The following is a 16,821-nucleotide window of genomic DNA, read 5'->3' as shown; positions in this document are numbered from 1 at the left end:
TGCCGTGCAGGCCGGGTCATCGCCGGCGACGGCAGAGCGGTTGCGTCGGCGGCCTGCAGCCGCGATCGAAAACTCGAGGCGAATGCCCGCCATCGACCAGCGCGGTCATTGCAGCGCTACTGCACGCCCAGGCCCGGAATCGCGCTGATCGCCGCCGGGTCGAACCCGGCCAGCTGCGCAAAATGGCGGCCGCGCGCGACGTAGTCGCTGTACGCGCCGAAGCTGGGCGCCCCCGGCGACAGCAGCACCACACCGCCCTGCTCGCCCAGCGCCTCGCGTGCCAGCCGCACGGCATGTTCCAGGTCGGCGGCCGCATGCAGGCCGAAACGGCCGCTCTCGGCCAGCGGGGCCAGCAACGCATGGATCCGCGGCCCGTTCGCTCCCATGGTGACGATTTCCAGCGGCGCTTTCTGCGCCATCTGCGCGGCAAACTCCTGCCAGTCCAGCCCACGATCGTGCCCACCCACCAGCAAGGCCACACGACGCTGCGCAAAGCAGGCCAGCGCCGCAAGTGACGCATGCGGCGTGGTGCTGATCGAGTCGTTGACGTAGCTGATGCCGTCCACGCTGCCAAGCAGCTGCAGGCGGTTCGGCAACGGGCGGAAGCTCGCTGCGGCCGGCGCCAGTGCCGCAGCGTCCAGGCCCAAGGCTTCCACCGCAGCCAGCACCGCGCACAGGTTGCGCCGATTGTGTTCGCCCGGCAGCGGCACGTTGGCGGTATCGAACATGGGCTGCTCGGCGCGATACACCACATCGCCGCGCAGGTGCCAGCCATCGGGATGGTTGAACCAGCGCACCTGGCTGTCGGGCAACTGCAGCTGGGTCAGGTGCGGGTCGGCCGCGTTGAGCAAGGCGATGCGCGGGCGGCCTTCGGTGACCAGCGCCAGCTTGTCGCGCACATAGCGCGCTTCATCGCCATGCCAGTCCAGATGCTCGGGAAACAGGTTCAGCACCAGCGCCAATTCCGGACGCGCGCCGCTGCGCCCCACCTCGCCGGTCTGGTAGCTGGACAACTCGATCGCCCAATATGTCGGCGGCGGTTGCGGCGCCAGCACTTCCAGCAAGGGCTGGCCGATGTTGCCGACCAGCGCGGTGCGATGCCCGGCCGCACGCAACAGATGCGCCAGCAGCGCGGTGGTGGTGCTCTTGCCTTTGGTGCCGGTGACGCAGATGGCGCCCGGCACCACGCCATCTGGCTGCGCATGTTCGGCAAACCACAACGCGGTGCCGCCGATGAATTGCGTGCCGTGCACGGTTGCCGCGGTATGCGCCTCGGGGCGATACGGGCTGATGCCGGGCGATTTCACCACCACCTCGAACCGGCCCAGCGCCTGCGCGCTGGCCTCGGTTTCCACATGCAACGCAGCATCGGCCAGCGTCTCGAGCTCGCGCGCTTCGTCGGCGTTGCAGAACACCGTCAGCGTTTGCGTCGGCAACGCGGCGCGCAAGGCGCGATACGCGGCGCGTCCTTCGCGCCCCCAACCCCATAACGCAACCGCCTTGCCCTCAAGCTGCGAAATTCGCACGCACGCGCTCCCACAGCGCCGACGGAATCCGGTGCTCGCCGTCGATGGCCAGCAACGGCTCCAGCTGCAGTTCCTGCTGGTCCAGCTGCGGCTGGATCTCGCGGATGAAACGCAGCACCAGCGCGTCTTCCTTCCATTCGGCACGGCCGGCCAGCACCGCCATTGCCGCGCGCGATTCACGGCCTTCGCCCACGCATTCGAACGGCTTGTGGTCCTGGAATTCCAGCAGCGCATCGTAACCGCCGGCCTGGCTTGCATCGTCGAGCAGATTGCGCCCGAAGATGTTGACCAGGCGCGTCTTGGGCATGAACGGTGCCAACGCCAGGAACACGAAATGGCACTTCGGGCAGACCCCGCACCAGCGATGCACCGGGCGCTCGCCCATGATGTGGAAGTTGCGGTTGCAGCTGGAAAAATGCGCGTCGTAGTGGTCGGTCTTGGCGAACTGGCGCGCCACCGCCAGCTCCGACAACGGCCGCAGCAACGAGTAATAGCGCAGGTCGGCCGCCACATGCCGCTGTACGTAGTCGCCGAACGCCTGCTCGAACGCCCAGCCCTTGGACCACTGGTGATTGACCTCGCCGGTGCCGGGAATCTGGCTGCCGTAACTGGCCGAACGCTCGTTGGAAAACACCACCTGGTCCACGCCATTGAGCAAGGCGGACAGCACCAGGATGGCCGAGTTCACCGCGGTGACCGGGATATGCCCGTTCCACGCGCCCTGGCGATTGAGCTCGAACAATTCCGGCGCCAGCACGCGGCCGATATTGAGCACCGGCAGACCGGTGCGCTCGGCGCAGGCACGGATCAGCTGCGAGCCGCCGATCCAGCTCACCGTCTGGTCGATGCCGGCATGCCGCAGGGCTTCGATGCTGACCAGCGAATCCTTGCCGCCGCCGATCGCCACCAACGCATGCTCGCGCAGGCCCAGCGCCGGCGCATCGGCAGTTGCCGGTGCGGCCACCGGGAAGCGGATCCTGCCGTGCAGGTTCAAGCCATTGCGATAGGCGAACTCGCCCAGGCCGTGCAGGTAGACGCTTTCCACCAGCGCGGCGGTGTGCGCGTCGATGGCGTAATCGTCGATCTGGATGGTCGGCGGCACCGCCGCCTTGAAATAGCTGACGCCGGCGATGAGGTGCAGCAGGCGCAGCGCCTGTTGCACCGCAGCGGCATGCGCGCCGTCCAGCGCAAAGGGTGCGCCCGGCACCGCGACGGTCTCGACCAGTTCCGGCCCTTGGTCGAAGGCATACACCAGCGTCGCCACGCCGGTCTGTGCGTCGAGTGCGCAACGCACGAAACGGAAGGTGGAAATCTGGTGTTTGTCGAAAGCGCTCATGGACTACCTGCAGGAACACGTACGCGACGCAGATAACGTCGGCACAGGACATATTCAATCATGGAAAACGGCACCACGGCCCACAGCAACGGCAGGCAACCGAACAGCACCGCCAGCACCAGCACATCCAGGCGTGCGGCCGTTGCGTCGCCAGACACCGCGAAGGCGACTGCGAGATACAGCGCCACCACCGGCACATAGCTCAGCGCGCTCAACAGCACCGTGCGCACCGCCATCCCGCCACTGCGGCGTGCCGGAGCCCGCGCATCGCATCGACGTTGCCAACGCCCGGCCAGCCATGCGCCGATACCGGCGGCGACCAACGCGGGCAGCGCCCATTTGAAGGTGTCGCTCCACGGCATGCCCAGGCTCAGTTGCTGGAGCGCGGTGGCGAACACGATCGCACCGCCACCGGCCAGCGTACTGAGCGCAATGAACTCAGCCTGCGGGCGCATCGATCACCTCTTCGCGCGGCAATTCGCGCTGGTTGTAAGTGCTGGCCATCGAGTAGCCGTAGGCACCGGCATCGGCCACCAGCATCACATCGCCCGGCGCGGTGGCGGCAGGCAGACGACGGCGCTTGCCGAACACGTCGGAGGATTCGCAGATCGGCCCGACGATATCGAAGCTGCCATCGGCCGGCGCGTCGAGCTGGCTGAGGTTCTCGATGTCGTGCCAGGCGTCGTACAAGGCGGGGCGGATCAGCGTGTTCATGCCCGCATCCAGGCCCACGCGCTGCACGCCGTCCTTTTCGATCACCTGGGTCACCTGCGCCAGCAGCACGCCGGCTTCGGCCACCAGGTAGCGGCCCGGCTCGATCGCCAGGCGATAGCCCGGATGCACCGCCTTGACCTCGGCCAGGCCCTTGGCCCACACCTCCAGGTCGAACGGCTCGTCCTCGGCGCTGTAGGGAATCGGCAGGCCGCCACCGATGTCGATGGTCTCCACCGTGCCGATGCGGCGCGCAAAGCCGGCCAGTTCGTCGTACATCATCCGCCAGTGTTCGCCGGTCTCCACGCCACTGCCCAGGTGCGCATGCACGCCGGTGATGGTGACCTCGAGCGTGCGCGCCACCTCCACGAACTCATCCACCCGCGTGGACGACAACCCGAACTTGGACGCCTTGCCGCCGGTGTTGACCTTCTCGTGGTGCCCGTCGCCATGCCCCAGGTCGATGCGCAGCCACACGTTGCGGCCGCGGAACACCTCCGGCCAGCGCCGCAATGCTTCGACGTTGTCCACGGTGACGGTCACGCCCAGCGCAAATCCCGCTTCGTACTCGGCCTTGGGCGCGAAGCTCGGCGTGAACAGCACGCGCCGCGGCGACAGCTCGGGCAAGGTGTCGAACACGCGGCGCAGCTCGCCGTGCGAGACGCATTCCAGGCCGAACCCGGCCTGTTCCAGCGCCATCAGGATCGCCGGATGCGCATTGGCCTTGATTGCGTAATAACGCTGATCCACCGCCGCGATCTGCGCCAGCGCCTGCGCGCGCGCGCGCACGGTGGGCAGGTGATAGACGTAACGCGGCGTGCCGGCCCTGGACAGCGTCAGCAGATGCGCGCGCTCGGCATGCCACCACGGCGTGGGCCGCGGGCGCACCGAACCGATGATCTGCCGCCAGCGCGGACCGAACACCTCGCCTTCGCTCACCGGCATCGCGCCGCTGTCGATCAGTTCCGCATGCAGGATCGGCAGCAGGCCATCGGCATCGGCTTCGTCGATGACGAAGGTCAGATTCAGGTCGTTGGACGACTGCGAAATCATGTGCACGCGTTCCTGCCCGAACGTGGCCCACACATCGGAAAGCTTGTGCAGCAGCGAGCGCATGCCGCGCCCGACCAGGGTGATTGCCGCGCAGGGAACAATGATCTTGACCTTGCAGATCTGCGACAGATCAGCCGACAGCGCGGCCAGCACGTCGGTGTTGACCAGGTTCTCGCTCGGGTCCAGCGACACGGTGACATTGGTCTCGGCCGAACCGATCAGGTCCACCGACAGGCCGTGCTTCTTGAACAGCGTAAACACATCGGCCAGGAAGCCGACCTGCTGCCACATGCCGATACCTTCCATCGACACCAGCACGATGCCGTTGCGGCGGCTGATCGCCTTGACGCCCGGCACCGGCTCGGCATTGCCGTCGATGGTGGTGCCCGGCAGATCGGGCCGCTCGGTATCCAGGATCGCCATCGGCACCCCGGAATCGCGGCATGGCTTGATCGAGCGCGGGTGCAGCACCTTGGCGCCGGTGGTGGCGATTTCCTGCGCTTCGTAATAGTCCAGGCGGGTCAGCAGCCGCGCGTCCGGCACTTCCTTGGGATTGGCGCTGAACATGCCGGGCACGTCGGTCCAGATTTCCACGCGGCTGGCGCCGAGCAGCGCACCGAAATACGCCGCCGAGGTATCCGAACCGCCACGCCCCAGGATCGCGGTGCCGCCATCGGCGTGCCGCGAAATGAAGCCCTGGGTGATCAACAGGCGGGTGGGCTGCGCATCGAAACGCGCGCGCCAGTCGGCGTCGGACTGCCATTGGCAGGACACCGACAGGCGCTTGGACCATTCGCTCTGATTGGGCTGCGGCGGCAGCGCCGACAGCCACTGGCGCGCATCCAGCCAGCCCATGTCCAGGCCGCTGGCATGCAGGTACGCCGCACCGATGGTGGAAGACAGCAACTCGCCCTGCCCCAGCACCTCGGCCTGCCAGTCCAGCGTGCGCGCGGCCGCGCGCGCGTCGCCGACCAAGGCATGCAAGGCGGCCAGGCGCTCGCCCAGCACCGCATCGGCATCCAGTTCTAGCTCGGCCAGGAACTGGCGGTGACGCTGCTCCAGCGCGGCCACGCGCTGCGCGCTGTCGGCGGCGCCATCGGCGATCGCGGTGAGTTCGTTGGTCACGCCCGACAATGCAGACACCACCACCAGCACGCGGCCGCCGGTCTCGTTGGCCCGTTTGCTCGCCAGTTTTCCAATCGTGTCCCAGCGATGACGACGCGACACCGAGGTGCCGCCGAACTTGAGGACGATCCAACGATCGGTAGAGTGGGGAGCTGACATGGAGATAGGCGTTTAGGATGAGGGGGAAAACGCCCGGTACGCCGGGCGGAACCTCCGATTCTACTGCCAATGTCGCCCGCATGACCCCGCGTGCGGTCACAGCATGCCGGGGGCCGCTTCCATCACCGCAACGGTTTGCGCTGCAACCATCCACGCGCATTCCATCGATCGAGATCCATGCCCCATGAGCAAGCACCGCTACCTGCAACTGGATGTCTTCGGCGGCCAGCACGGCAACGGCAATCCGTTAGGCGTGGTGCTCAACGCGCAGGCGTTGTCGTCCGCGCAGATGCAGCAGATCGCCGCGTGGCTGAACCTGTCGGAGACGATTTTTTTCCTGCCGGTCAGCGCGCCCGATGCGGATTACCACATCCGCATCTTCACCCCGCGCGCCGAGTTGCCGTTTGCCGGCCACCCCAGCGTCGGCGCCGCATGGGCGGCGGCAACCCACGGGTTGGTGGTATTCAAGCCGGACGGCCGGATGCGCCAGCAATGTGCGGCGGGCGTGCTGCCGGTGCAGGTGATCGACCGGCATGGCGCCCTGCTGGTGCGGCTGCAGGCACCGCGTGCGCAAGCGATCGAGACCGGCGCGATCCATGCCGCGGCGTTGCACGATGCCTGCGCGGGTCTGCGCGTGGCCGACCACCCGGCCGCCCTCTGGAACAACGGCCCCGGCTGGTGGCTGCTGGAACTGGCCGACGCGCAGGCGGTACGCCAGGCGATGCCCGATTTGTCTGCGATCACCCGCCTGACCCAGGCCAGCGCGGCCACCGGCCTGGCCATCCACGCGCCGCAGGCCAATGGCGACGCGGACCTGGTGGTACGCGCCTTCTGCCCCGGCGACGGCATTGCGGAAGATCCGGTCACCGGCAGCGCCAACGCCTGCATTGCCGCGCGCCTGCACGGCCAGGGCCGCGTGCCGGGCGAGGCGTCGCGCTATGTCGCCAGCCAGGGCCGCGAGGTCGGCCGTGACGGCCGCGTCCACGTGGAGGTGGATCACCAAGGCGAGGTCTGGATCGGCGGAACGACCAGGCAAGTGATCGAAGGCCGCATCGATTGGTAAGCTGCCGCGCCCTGTTCGCGGATCCGCCACCATGACCACCCGCCGCTTCCTGCAACTGGATGTGTTCTCCGCCCACCCCGGCAGCGGCAACCCGCTGGCAGTGGTGCTGGATGCCGAAGGCCTGGACGATGCCGCGATGCAGGCCATCGCACGCTGGACCAAGCTGCCGGAAACCACCTTCGTGTTTGCGGCGCCGGACGCACACAGCAGTTATCGGCTGCGGATGTTTTCGCCACAAAAGGAAGTGCCGTTTGCCGGCCACCCCAGCGTGGGCACCGCACATGCGGTGCTGGAGGCCGGCCTGGCCGCGCCCGACGACGGCGTGCTGATCCAGGACGGCATCGCCGGCCACTTGCCGCTGCGCGTGGAGCAGATCGCAGGCCACCGCAGCATCGCCATCCGCACCCCGCGCGCGCGCGTGGCCGAGCAGGTGCAGGCCGACGACCCGCGCCTGCGCGATGCATTGCGCGGCTGGCCCCTCGGCGGGCTGCCGCCCGCGCTGATGGACGGCGGCCGCACCTGGTGGGTGGTGGAACTGGCCAGCGAAGCGGCACTGCGCGGCCTGCAGCCGGATTGGGAGGCGATCGCCGCGCTGGCCGAATCCACCGGCAGCATGGGCGTGTTCGCCTATGCCGGCGCCGCAGCGCCCGGCGCCTACGATCTGGCGGTGCGCGCCTTCGTCGGCAATGGCCGGCGCTTCGAAGATGCCGCCTCCGGCGCGGCCAATGCGGTGCTTGCCGCCTGGCTGGACAGTCGCAACGCATTGCCCGGCAAGGAACGCCGTTATGTGGTCAGCCAGGGCCGCGAGATCGGCTTCGACGCCCTGCTGGAATTGCGCATCGATGCCAATGGCGACGTATGGTCGGGCGGCCAGGTGCAGACGGTGATTCGCGGCACGCTGGATTGGGCGTGATCGCCGCCTGATCCTGCGGCTGACGCGCGCCTGGGTCGAAACGAAAAACGCTGTAGCCTCCCACAGCGTTTTCGTCATTCAAGCGGCTGATGGAGATCGCCCGAGCACGGCGCGATGCCGCGGCGCTCAGTCGGGACGCACGTCCACGCGCACGCGGATGCGATCGCCCGGGTTGTAGTCGCTACGCGTGTGATAGGTGCGGCCCGCGTATTCGTACGTCACGTCGTAGCCATCGACTCGATCGCGTTCGCGGCGGTAGGACACCGGCTCGCAGACGCTGACATTGCCCTGGTAGTTGCGGTTATTGGCTTCGTAGATCGAACGGCCTGCCGCGACACCGGCCATGGTGCCGACGGCGGTACCGACCAGGCGGCCATTGCCGCCACCGACCTGGCTGCCGAGCACCGCACCTGCTATTCCGCCGATCACGCTGGCTACCCCGCGATTGGACACGCCGGCCTGGCCGTAGCTGCCACCATCGCGGTAATAGCCATCGTTGCTGGTGTAGTAGCCGTCGGCCGGGCGGTTGTAGCAGCGTTCGCTGCTGCGCTCGTTGTACGTATCGGTGACGATGATCGGGTCCACGCGCACCACCCGCGCATATTCGTAGCGACCATCCTCGTAGTTGCCACGTCCGTTGTAGCCGCTGTCATAGCGCTGCGCGGTTGCATTGCCTGCAACGGCCAGACCCACCACCAGAGCACCAAGCACGAGAGTTTTCATTGCAGCAGCTTCACAGGGAGGACACGCAGCCGATGCTCGGCCTGCACCAGTGAAACCGCCCTGAACCGAACCGCCCGTGCAAAGCCCTATTCAGGTCGCCGCCAGCTGCGTACGCCGGCCACCATCGCCGGCGCACGCACAGGGATCACGCCTGGTTGGAAAACTCGCTTTCCAGGCTGATCGGCACCGCGCTCAGCGCCTTGGACACCGGGCAGTTCTTCTTGGCGGCGTCGGCCAGTTCGCGGAACTTGGCTTCGTCGATCCCCGGCACCACGGCGGTGAGCTTGAGGCGGATCTGCGACAGCTGCGGGCCGCCTTCCATCGACAGGTCCACGTCTGCACGCGTGTCCAGCGAGGTCGGCGGAAAACCGGCTTCGCTCAGCTGAGCGGACAGCGCCATGGTGAAGCAGCCGGCATGCGCGGCGGCGATCAGTTCTTCCGGGTTGGTGCCCTTCTCGTCACCGAAGCGGCTGCTGAAGGCGTAGCGGGTCTTGTCCATCAGCCCGCTCTGCGGTGTGCTGAGCTGGCCCTTGCCGGTCTTGAGGTCGCCTTCCCAGTGAGCGGTGGCGTGACGTGAAATACCCATTGCGATCTCCTGCGATGAAAGGAGCGGTCACGATAGGCGAGTGGATGTTATGGCGTGGTGCCTGGATTCGGGATTCGGGATTCGGGATTCGGGATTCGGGATTCGGGATTCGGGAATGGTAAGAGCAGGCTGCGCGCGCGTTCTGATGGCAAGGGCTTTGCGAGCGTCTGCGCGAAGACGCTCGGCCGGCGGCGGCCGCGACCGCATTGTGGATGCGCGGTCGCGGCCGCCGGGCTGGCTCAACCTAGCAGGGTTTCCAGTACGGCCATGCGCACCGCCACGCCGTTGGCGACCTGGCGCAGCACGCACGATTGCGCGCCGTCGGCGACTTCGTCGGTGATTTCCACACCGCGGTTGATCGGGCCCGGATGCAGCACGGCGGCGTCCCGGCCGGCGCGTGCCAGGCGCTTGCGGGTGAGTCCGTAGTCGGCGTGATACTGCTCCAGCGACGGCACCAGCCCTTCTTCCATGCGCTCGCGCTGCAGGCGCAGCATCATCAAGGCGTCGGCACCGTCCAGCATGGCGTCGAAGTCCTGGCCGACCACGCAACCGTCCAGCATGTCGTCGTCGGGCAGCAGGCTGGCCGGACCGCAGACGCGGATCTCGCCGGCACCCAGCGTGCGCAGTGCATGCAGGTCCGAGCGCGCCACGCGTGAGTGCTTCACGTCGCCGACAATCACCACCTTGAGCTTGGAAAAATCGGTGCCCTTGGCCTGGCGCAGGGTGAGCATGTCGAGCAGGCCCTGGGTGGGATGCGCACTGCGGCCGTCACCGGCATTGATCAGCGCGGTGCCCTCGCCTGCGGCCGCGGCCAGCGCTTCCACCGCACCGTCGTCGGGATGGCGCACCACAAAGCCGCGCACGCCCATCGCCTCGAGGTTCTTCAAGGTGTCGCGTGCGGTCTCGCCCTTGCGGGTCGAGGAGGTCGAGGCATCGAAATTGAGCACGTCCGCGCCCAGCCGCTGCGCAGCCAGGTGGAACGAGCTGCGCGTGCGCGTGGACGGTTCAAAGAACAGCGTGCACACCGCGGTGCCGGCGAGCACGCTGCGCTTGCCTACGCGCCCCACCGCCGCGTCGCGGATCTGGCCGGCACGATCGAGCAGTTGCAGCAGCGTGGTGCGCGGCAGTCCTTCCAGGGTGAGCAGGTGGCGCAGGCGTCCGTCCGAATCGAGTTGCATGGTGGTCATCGCAGGTCGGGAGTGTCAGGGAAGAAGGGTGGCTTGGTCGGGCGCGGCCAACCAGCGTTCGACGATCACCGCGGCCGCCATCGCGTCCAGCGCCTCGGCATCGCGGCGGCGCTTGCGCCCGTCGGCGCGCTCGCGCGCGAAGCGCTGCGCAGCTTCGACCGAACTGGAGCGCTCGTCGATCAGTACCACCGGCAGCGCATAGCGCTCGCGCAGTTGGCGGGCAAAGTCATGTGCGCGCTTGCGTGCGGGTTGATCCTTGTCGTCCAGGGTCAGCGGGTCGCCGACCACCAGGCCGTCGGGGCGCCATTCCTTGTGCACGCGGTCCAGCGCGACCCAGTCCGGGCCATTCGCATGCACAGGGATGACCGCCACTGCACGCGCACCGGCGCCCAATGCGGTACCGACCGCCACGCCGATCCGGCGCGACCCCACGTCGAAGCCCAGCACCGTGCCATCGGGGCGGATCGCGCCCGCCTCAGGCATGCCCGGAATAATCCGTCAGCCGGAACAGATCCACGCCGATGCGCCCGGCAGCGGTCTGCCAGCGATCTTCCAGCGCGGTGGCGAACAGCACATTGGCGTCCGACGGCGCGGTCAGCCAGCTGTTCTCGCCCAGTTCGAATTCCAGTTGCCCCGCGCCCCAGCCGGCACAGCCCAGTGCCACCAGCGCATTGCGCGGGCCTTCGCCGGCCGCCATGGCTTCGAGGATGTCGCGCGAGGTAGTCAGGTACACGCCCTGCCCCACTTCCAGGCTGGAATCCCAGTCGCGCGCATCGTCGTGGATGACGAAACCGCGCTCCGGGTGCACCGGCCCGCCGCTGAGCACGACCTGCTCACGCAGGTGGTCGTCGACGGTGTCGATACCCATCTGCGACAGGACCTCGCCCAGGGTGTATTCGGAGGGCCGGTTGACCAGCACGCCCATGGCGCCGTTCTCGTCGTGCTGGCAGATCAGCGCGACGCTACGCGAAAAGGTGGGATCGGACAGCGCCGGAAGCGCGATCAGCAGTTGGTTGGCCAGAGGCGTGGGCAAAACGGACATGGCCGCATTCTAGCCGTTCGCTTCGCCGCGCGCAGAGCCGCTGCCATACTTGCTGCACGCGGACGTCATTGGACTGCCGATGTGACCGATGGACTTGGACCTTGCAGACGCCACCGATGGTCCGGCAGGCAAGGCCGGCCCATTCAGATTGCTGGCGGCTGCGCAGCGGCCCTACAGGCTGTGCCTTACCGCGATCGATCTGCTCCGGTACGGCAGTCGATCTATCCACCCACGCGTCGCTGTTCGGTCGCTGTGGCCGTGCATCGGATTCCCGGCCACAGCGCCGGCCCTTGGTCCACTCACAGCCGGTCCACCTACAACCGGTCCATCAACAACAGGCATCTCATGAGCGGCTACTGCAGCATCGCCCCAGGCCATCCGGTCCATGGCCATTACCACGATCACGAGTACGGCTTTCCGCAACGCGAGGAGTCCGAGCTGTTCGAGCGCCTGGTGCTGGAGATCAATCAGGCCGGGCTGAGCTGGGAAACCATCCTGCGCAAGCGCGGCAACTTCCAGCGCGCCTACGGCGGCTTCGACGTGGACACGGTGGCGGCCTATGGCGAGAGCGACATCGCACGGCTGCTCGGCGATGCCGGCATCATCCGCAACCGGCTGAAGGTGCTGGCGGCCATCCACAACGCGCAGGTCATCCAGCAGCTGCGCACCACGCACGGCAGCTTCGCGCAATGGCTGGACGCGCAGCACCCGCTCGACAAAGCCGCCTGGGTCAAGCTGTTCAAGAAGACCTTCCGCTTCACCGGCGGCGAGATCACTGGCGAATTCCTGATGAGCCTGGGCTACCTGCCCGGCGCGCACCATCCCGAGTGCCCGGTATTTGCGGACATTCAGGCACTGTCGCCGCCCTGGATGCGCAGCGCGTGAGCGACACCCTGCGTGCCGCGTGCGAGGCGCCAGCACTCCGTGCCGCGGCCACACCGCATCACACCTCTCGCCTGCGCTGCTCGCTGAGCATTGGCGGGTTGCTGATTGCCTTCGCCGCGGCAGTGCCGCAGGCAGACGCGCACAAGGTGCCTGGGCTTTCGCTGACGCAGGTGCTGGACCAGTTGCGCCGTGACGTTGCCGCCGTGCCGGCCAGCGACCCCACGCCCATCGACACCGTGATGAAACGCTACGCCGCTACCAGCGGGCAAAGCTTCGACATTGCGAGCCCGGATCCGGCGGAAGACCCATCCGAGGCGGTGTCACCCACGCAGCCGGCCGGCGTCACCGATGCCGAGTGGCACGCGCTGCAAGCCTACCGCGCGCGCACCACCAGCGAAGCAGACGATCTCTCCGAGAACCGCAGCCACCACTACACCCTGATCGACCTGGACGAGGACGGCCAACGCGATCTGCTGGATGACGCCTATGTGGGCGGCACCGGTCTATTTACCCAAATCACAGTGCTGCGGGTCATAACGATGGCTTCCGCGCAGCCGCCCCCACGCCCACAGGTACGCCAGCGGATATAGGAGCGGACGCTGGATTCAGCATCAGCGGCCGCGGTGGCGACCAAGCGCTGTACTGGCTACGCATCGATGGACGCAGCTATGCGGCCTACCGCGACGGCGATTATTTCCAGGACACGTTGGCCCTGTCGCGCCCGTTGTCGCCGCTGCCCGCCCGAGCGCGACCCAACCCAGGCACTGCAGATCCGCTATCGCTACCAGCACACGCTGGCGGCGCCGCGCAAGGCTGCTGCCGAGCGCTTGCCCGAGGAACGCCAAGCGGACGACTGGCTGGCGCAACACCCGGCGATGCGTGCCGCGGTAGACACCCAGTTGCAGCACCTGCGCCTGAATGCGCAAGGCCGGCAACGCTCGCCTGATCCAGATGCACGCTGCCCGACGCCCGCCGAGAGCAGCGACCCCGAGCTGCAGGCGCAATGGCCATGGCATGACGCCGGGCATTACACGTTCGACTTTGTCGCCGATCTTGGCGTGCGCCACGGCAGCGACTGCTACAGCGCCAGCGTGGTGGCGTTCCGCAGTAGCTTCCAAAGCGCCAATACCGAGTGCTGCGTGCTGTGGCTCTACGACGCGCCCGGCAACCAGTTTGCGAACCTGCCGCTGCTGTCAATGCGCGAGCGCAGCGGCATTACATTGATCACCGCAGCGCCTGTGGATTCCTCACAAGACTGACCGCACGCAACGCGCCGCCAGCCAGACAGTGATTGCGCACCAGGCGGGTACCGGGGCGCGCTCCATGCCTACTCCGCGCACCGGCCGCGCCCGCCTTGCAGCGGCGCGATCGTTTCGACAATGCCGTCCCGCTTATCCACTCGCACGCACGCGGCGCACTAGATGACGCGGCCTTGCCGCAGCATCCACGATCACTGCACACCCGTCGCGGCATGGTCGGCACATGAGCATCCGCATCGGCATTTCAGGCTGGCGTTATGCACGCTGGCGCGGCACGTTCTACCCGACTGGCCTGGCCCAGCGGCGCGAGTTGGCCTACGCCGGGCGCTGTTTTCCCAGCGTGGAAATCAATGGCTCGTTCTATTCGCTGCAGCGGCCGGAGAGCTACCAGAGCTGGCATGACGAGACGCCGGACGACTTCGTCTTCGCGGTCAAAGGACCGCGGTTTGTCACGCATATGAAGCGGCTGCGCGATTGCGAACAGGCGCTGGCCAACTTCTTTGCATCCGGCGTACTGCGGCTGGGGCCAAAGCTAGGGCCGATCCTGTGGCAGTTGCCGCCAAGCCTGCGCTTTGACGCAGCGGTGCTGGATGCATTTCTCTCCAACCTGCCGCACGACACCGAGGCGGCACTCACCCTGGCGCGCAAACGCGACACCACCTTGATGCAGGGGCGCACGGCCTTGAGCGTCGATCGCAAGCGCCCGCTACGGCATGCGCTGGAAATGCGCCATTCCAGCTTCTGCGACCCGTCCTGCATGAAGCTGCTGCGCAAGCACAAGGTGGGCGTGGTGGTGGCCGACACTGCAGGCAAGTTTCCGTACCTGGAGGATGTCACTGCCGACTTTGTCTACCTGCGGCTGCATGGCGACGCACAACTGTATGCCAGCGGCTACAGCGACCACGCTCTGGACCGCTGGGGCGAGCGGATCGCGGCCTGGGCCGCAGGCGGTGAGCCCTCCGCTGCGCAGCGTGTCGGGCCGCGTGCCAGCAAGCGCGCGCGGCGCGACGTGTACTGCTATTTCGACAACGACATGAAGGTGCACGCACCGTTCGATGCGCGCGGCCTGATGCAGCGACTGGACCTGCCCACAGACTGCCCGGCGCGCGAGGAGGTCGTGTAATTCCGCTGCGCGCTCACACGCCCATGTAGCGGTGCGGCCGGTGGTTGAACATCAGCACCAGGCTCAGCATCAGCGCGCCAATGGCCGAATACAGTACCTTGTCCGGCGTCAGCACGAAGAACGCGACTAGCATGAGTATCGCATCGAAACTCATCTGCACCTTGCCCGCACTCCAGCCACGCTCGCGCTGCAGGTACACCGCCAGGATGCCGATGCCGCCCAGGCTGCCGCGATGGCGGATGAAGAACAGGATGCCCAGGCCCGCCAGCGCGCCGCCGACGATCGCCGAAAACAGCGTGCTGATGTGGGCGTAATCGGCCCAGCGCGGCAGCAGGTCGGTGAGCGCGCCGCAGGCGCCGACCGCAGCGAAGGTCTTCAAGGTGAATTCCCAGCCCATGCGGCGCACGCTCAACCAATAGAACGGCAGATTGACCAGCACGAACACCAGGCCGAAATTCCAGTGCAACGCGTAATGCAGCAGGAACGCCACCCCGGCCATGCCACCGATCATCAGGCCGCCCTTGGCAAAGATCGCCAGCCCCAGCGATGCCACCAACGTCGCCAGCACCATGCCTTGCGCATCCTCGGCCACCGAGTGGTGATACGCGTGGTCATCGGCGCTGGTACCGGCCGAATCCGGCGGCGGCGTCAGCGGGCCGGAGGTGAACACGGCACCGTCGTCGGGCAACGGCTCTTGCTCCGGACGGAGATCGGAATCGGGAAGGCTCACGGGTCTGGGCACTGCGGTGGGGTGCGGATATTAGACACTATCGGCGCACCTGGTTACATCTGAAACATCACACCGTCCGTGCCTTCCGCTGCGCCCGTGTCGCTGCGGCGCCATCCGCCGCTGGCATCGCGCACCGGACAGCTGCAGTCAGCAACACGCCGCGCCCGGCGCAGGCCATCCTGCTTCCCACCGGCCACGGCAGCACAACTGCAATCGCTCAACGAACCTCGGCGATCTCCACGCCATCCAGGCCCTGGGCCAGGGTCTTGGCGTCGCCGCCCTGCGAGAGCTTGATGCGCAGGCGCACCTCGTTCTGCGAGTCGGCGTAGCGCAGCGCGTCTTCGTAGCTGATTTCGCCGGCCTGGTACAGCTCGAACAGGCTCTGATCGAAGGTGCGCATGCCCAGGTTGGTGGACTCCTTCATGATCTCCTTGAGCTTGTGGATCTCGCCGTCGCGGATGTAGTCCTGCACCAGCGGCGTGCCCAGCATGATCTCCATCGCCACACGCCGGCCGCGACCATCCGGGGTCGGAATCAGCTGCTGCGCGACCACGCCCTTGAGATTGAGCGACAGATCCATCAGCAGCTGGTTGCGCCGGTCTTCCGGGAAGAAGTTGATGATGCGGTCCATCGCCTGGTTGGCGTTGTTGGCGTGCAGGGTGCACAGCACCAGATGGCCGGTTTCGGCAAAGGCCACGGCGTGATCCATGCCCTCGCGGGTGCGCACCTCGCCGATCATGATCACGTCCGGCGCCTGGCGCAGGGTGTTTTTCAGCGCGTTCTCCCAGCTGTCGGTATCGATGCCGACTTCGCGCTGGGTGATGATGCAGCCCTCGTGCTTGTGCACGAATTCGATCGGGTCTTCGATGGTGATGATGTGCCCGGTGGAATTCTGGTTGCGGTAACCGATCATCGCCGCCAGCGAGGTCGACTTGCCGGTACCAGTGGCGCCGACGAAGATGATGATCCCGCGCTTGGTCATCGCCAGCGTCTTGATCACCGGCGGCAGGCTCAACTCCTCCACCGTGGGGATGCGCGTTTCGATCCGGCGCAGCACCATGCCGACCTGGTTGCGCTGGTAGAAGCAGCTCACGCGAAAGCGCCCGACCCCGGACACGCCGATGGCGAAATTGCACTCGTGGGTCTTTTCGAATTCTTCGCGCTGCGACGGCGTCATCACGTTCAGCACCAGGTCGCGACTCTGTTGCGCGGTCAGCGGCGTCTGGGTGATCGGACTGATCTTGCCGTGCACCTTGATCGCCGGCGGCATCCCCGAGGTGATGAACAGATCCGACGCCTTCTGGTGCGCCATCAGCTTGAGGAAGGAGGTGAAGTCGATGGTGCTCATGGCGTGCTCCTCGGGAGCAGGGAGTCGGGAGTGGAGATTCGGGATTCGCAAG

15 protein-coding genes and 1 pseudogene are annotated in these 16,821 nt (G+C 67.0%); 5 read left to right on the top strand and 11 right to left on the bottom strand.

The features are described from left to right. Positions 1–116 precede the first annotated feature (116 nt). The 4 genes from murD to EO170_RS06555 are packed head-to-tail and all read right to left on the bottom strand — an operon-like array spanning position 117 to position 5,910. Positions 117–1,526, bottom strand: coding sequence for a UDP-N-acetylmuramoyl-L-alanine--D-glutamate ligase (gene murD, locus EO170_RS06570; protein ID WP_126943477.1), 1,410 nt, complete (start codon positions 1,524–1,526; stop codon positions 117–119). Further along, positions 1,507–2,862: a UDP-N-acetyl-alpha-D-muramoyl-L-alanyl-L-glutamate epimerase gene (gene murL, locus EO170_RS06565; protein WP_126943475.1), complete on the bottom strand. Its 1,356-nt coding sequence runs from the start codon at positions 2,860–2,862 to the stop codon at positions 1,507–1,509. The genes murD and murL overlap by 20 nt, the downstream gene beginning before the upstream one ends. After that, a complete protein-coding gene (locus EO170_RS06560) occupies positions 2,859–3,317 on the bottom strand; it encodes a hypothetical protein (protein ID WP_126943472.1) in 459 nt (152 codons plus the stop codon). The genes murL and EO170_RS06560 overlap by 4 nt, the downstream gene beginning before the upstream one ends. Further along, positions 3,301–5,910, bottom strand: a complete 2,610-nt coding sequence (locus tag EO170_RS06555; protein WP_126943469.1) for a bifunctional aspartate kinase/diaminopimelate decarboxylase — start codon at positions 5,908–5,910, stop codon at positions 3,301–3,303. Before EO170_RS06555 ends, EO170_RS06560 begins: the two co-directional genes overlap by 17 nt. A gap of 184 nt (positions 5,911–6,094) precedes the next feature. Between EO170_RS06555 and EO170_RS06550 the strand changes: the two genes are divergently transcribed. Both EO170_RS06550 and EO170_RS06545 read left to right on the top strand, forming a co-directional pair. Beyond that, on the top strand, positions 6,095–6,973 hold the full coding sequence (locus tag EO170_RS06550) for a PhzF family phenazine biosynthesis protein (protein WP_126943466.1): 879 nt from the start codon (positions 6,095–6,097) through the stop codon (positions 6,971–6,973). Between the two features lie 31 nt (positions 6,974–7,004). Further along, positions 7,005–7,886 carry a PhzF family phenazine biosynthesis protein gene (locus tag EO170_RS06545; RefSeq protein ID WP_126943463.1) on the top strand — a complete coding sequence of 294 codons (882 nt, stop codon included), beginning with the start codon at positions 7,005–7,007 and terminating at the stop codon, positions 7,884–7,886. Positions 7,887–8,012: 126 nt separating this feature from the next. Here EO170_RS06545 and EO170_RS06540 read toward each other — a convergent pair whose 3' ends face one another. From EO170_RS06540 to EO170_RS06520, 5 genes are all read right to left on the bottom strand, one after another. Further along, positions 8,013–8,609: a glycine zipper 2TM domain-containing protein gene (locus EO170_RS06540; protein WP_164740935.1), complete on the bottom strand. Its 597-nt coding sequence runs from the start codon at positions 8,607–8,609 to the stop codon at positions 8,013–8,015. A 145-nt stretch (positions 8,610–8,754) separates the two neighbouring features. Then, a complete protein-coding gene (locus EO170_RS06535) occupies positions 8,755–9,195 on the bottom strand; it encodes an OsmC family protein (protein WP_104648124.1) in 441 nt (146 codons plus the stop codon). Between the two features lie 239 nt (positions 9,196–9,434). Then, a complete protein-coding gene (locus EO170_RS06530) occupies positions 9,435–10,382 on the bottom strand; it encodes an aspartate carbamoyltransferase catalytic subunit (protein WP_126943460.1) in 948 nt (315 codons plus the stop codon). A gap of 15 nt (positions 10,383–10,397) precedes the next feature. Next, positions 10,398–10,865, bottom strand: coding sequence for a Holliday junction resolvase RuvX (gene ruvX, locus EO170_RS06525; protein WP_126943457.1), 468 nt, complete (start codon positions 10,863–10,865; stop codon positions 10,398–10,400). Then, positions 10,858–11,424, bottom strand: a complete 567-nt coding sequence (locus EO170_RS06520) for a YqgE/AlgH family protein (RefSeq protein WP_115677633.1) — start codon at positions 11,422–11,424, stop codon at positions 10,858–10,860. The genes ruvX and EO170_RS06520 overlap by 8 nt, the downstream gene beginning before the upstream one ends. 345 nt (positions 11,425–11,769) lie before the next feature. Between EO170_RS06520 and EO170_RS06515 the strand changes: the two genes are divergently transcribed. The 3 genes and pseudogenes from EO170_RS06515 to EO170_RS06505 all read left to right on the top strand — a co-directional run bounded on the left by EO170_RS06515 (position 11,770) and on the right by EO170_RS06505 (position 14,691). Beyond that, entirely contained in the window at positions 11,770–12,309 is a 540-nt protein-coding gene (locus EO170_RS06515) for a DNA-3-methyladenine glycosylase I (protein ID WP_104648127.1), read from the top strand. After that, positions 12,306–13,568 (top strand): annotated as a pseudogene (locus tag EO170_RS06510) (hypothetical protein). Before EO170_RS06515 ends, EO170_RS06510 begins: the two are co-directional and overlap by 4 nt. A gap of 223 nt (positions 13,569–13,791) precedes the next feature. Next, a complete protein-coding gene (locus tag EO170_RS06505) occupies positions 13,792–14,691 on the top strand; it encodes a DUF72 domain-containing protein (protein ID WP_126943454.1) in 900 nt (299 codons plus the stop codon). A 13-nt stretch (positions 14,692–14,704) separates the two neighbouring features. Here the strand turns inward: EO170_RS06505 and EO170_RS06500 are convergent, their stop codons facing one another. Both EO170_RS06500 and EO170_RS06495 read right to left on the bottom strand, forming a co-directional pair. Then, positions 14,705–15,379, bottom strand: a complete 675-nt coding sequence (locus EO170_RS06500) for a YitT family protein (RefSeq protein ID WP_164740962.1) — start codon at positions 15,377–15,379, stop codon at positions 14,705–14,707. Between the two features lie 259 nt (positions 15,380–15,638). After that, the gene (locus tag EO170_RS06495) at positions 15,639–16,769 is read right to left on the bottom strand and encodes a PilT/PilU family type 4a pilus ATPase (RefSeq protein WP_016902355.1); all 1,131 of its coding nucleotides are present in this window, start codon (positions 16,767–16,769) and stop codon (positions 15,639–15,641) included. Positions 16,770–16,821 lie beyond the last annotated feature (52 nt).

Origin of the sequence: Xanthomonas sp. BRIP62409, from assembly GCF_003992965.1 — a bacterium.
GTDB classification, from domain to species: Bacteria; Pseudomonadota; Gammaproteobacteria; order Xanthomonadales; family Xanthomonadaceae; genus Xanthomonas; species Xanthomonas euroxanthea.
Note: the sequence above shows the minus strand (reverse complement) of the source record. Positions and strands in the feature narration are given on the sequence as shown.

Bases quoted from the DNA above. Each gene is read 5' to 3' on its own strand.
- murL (WP_126943475.1), bottom strand. From the start codon at position 2,862: ATGAGCGCTTTCGACAAACACCAGATTTCCACCTTCCGTTTCGTGCGT.
- EO170_RS06560 (WP_126943472.1), bottom strand. From the start codon at position 3,317: ATGCGCCCGCAGGCTGAGTTCATTGCGCTCAGTACGCTGGCCGGTGGC.
- EO170_RS06555 (WP_126943469.1), bottom strand. From the start codon at position 5,910: ATGTCAGCTCCCCACTCTACCGATCGTTGGATCGTCCTCAAGTTCGGC.
- EO170_RS06550 (WP_126943466.1), top strand. From the start codon at position 6,095: ATGAGCAAGCACCGCTACCTGCAACTGGATGTCTTCGGCGGCCAGCAC.
- EO170_RS06545 (WP_126943463.1), top strand. From the start codon at position 7,005: ATGACCACCCGCCGCTTCCTGCAACTGGATGTGTTCTCCGCCCACCCC.
- EO170_RS06540 (WP_164740935.1), bottom strand. From the start codon at position 8,609: ATGAAAACTCTCGTGCTTGGTGCTCTGGTGGTGGGTCTGGCCGTTGCA.
- EO170_RS06535 (WP_104648124.1), bottom strand. From the start codon at position 9,195: ATGGGTATTTCACGTCACGCCACCGCTCACTGGGAAGGCGACCTCAAG.
- EO170_RS06530 (WP_126943460.1), bottom strand. From the start codon at position 10,382: ATGACCACCATGCAACTCGATTCGGACGGACGCCTGCGCCACCTGCTC.
- ruvX (WP_126943457.1), bottom strand. From the start codon at position 10,865: ATGCCTGAGGCGGGCGCGATCCGCCCCGATGGCACGGTGCTGGGCTTC.
- EO170_RS06520 (WP_115677633.1), bottom strand. From the start codon at position 11,424: ATGTCCGTTTTGCCCACGCCTCTGGCCAACCAACTGCTGATCGCGCTT.
- EO170_RS06515 (WP_104648127.1), top strand. From the start codon at position 11,770: ATGAGCGGCTACTGCAGCATCGCCCCAGGCCATCCGGTCCATGGCCAT.
- EO170_RS06505 (WP_126943454.1), top strand. From the start codon at position 13,792: ATGAGCATCCGCATCGGCATTTCAGGCTGGCGTTATGCACGCTGGCGC.
- EO170_RS06495 (WP_016902355.1), bottom strand. From the start codon at position 16,769: ATGAGCACCATCGACTTCACCTCCTTCCTCAAGCTGATGGCGCACCAG.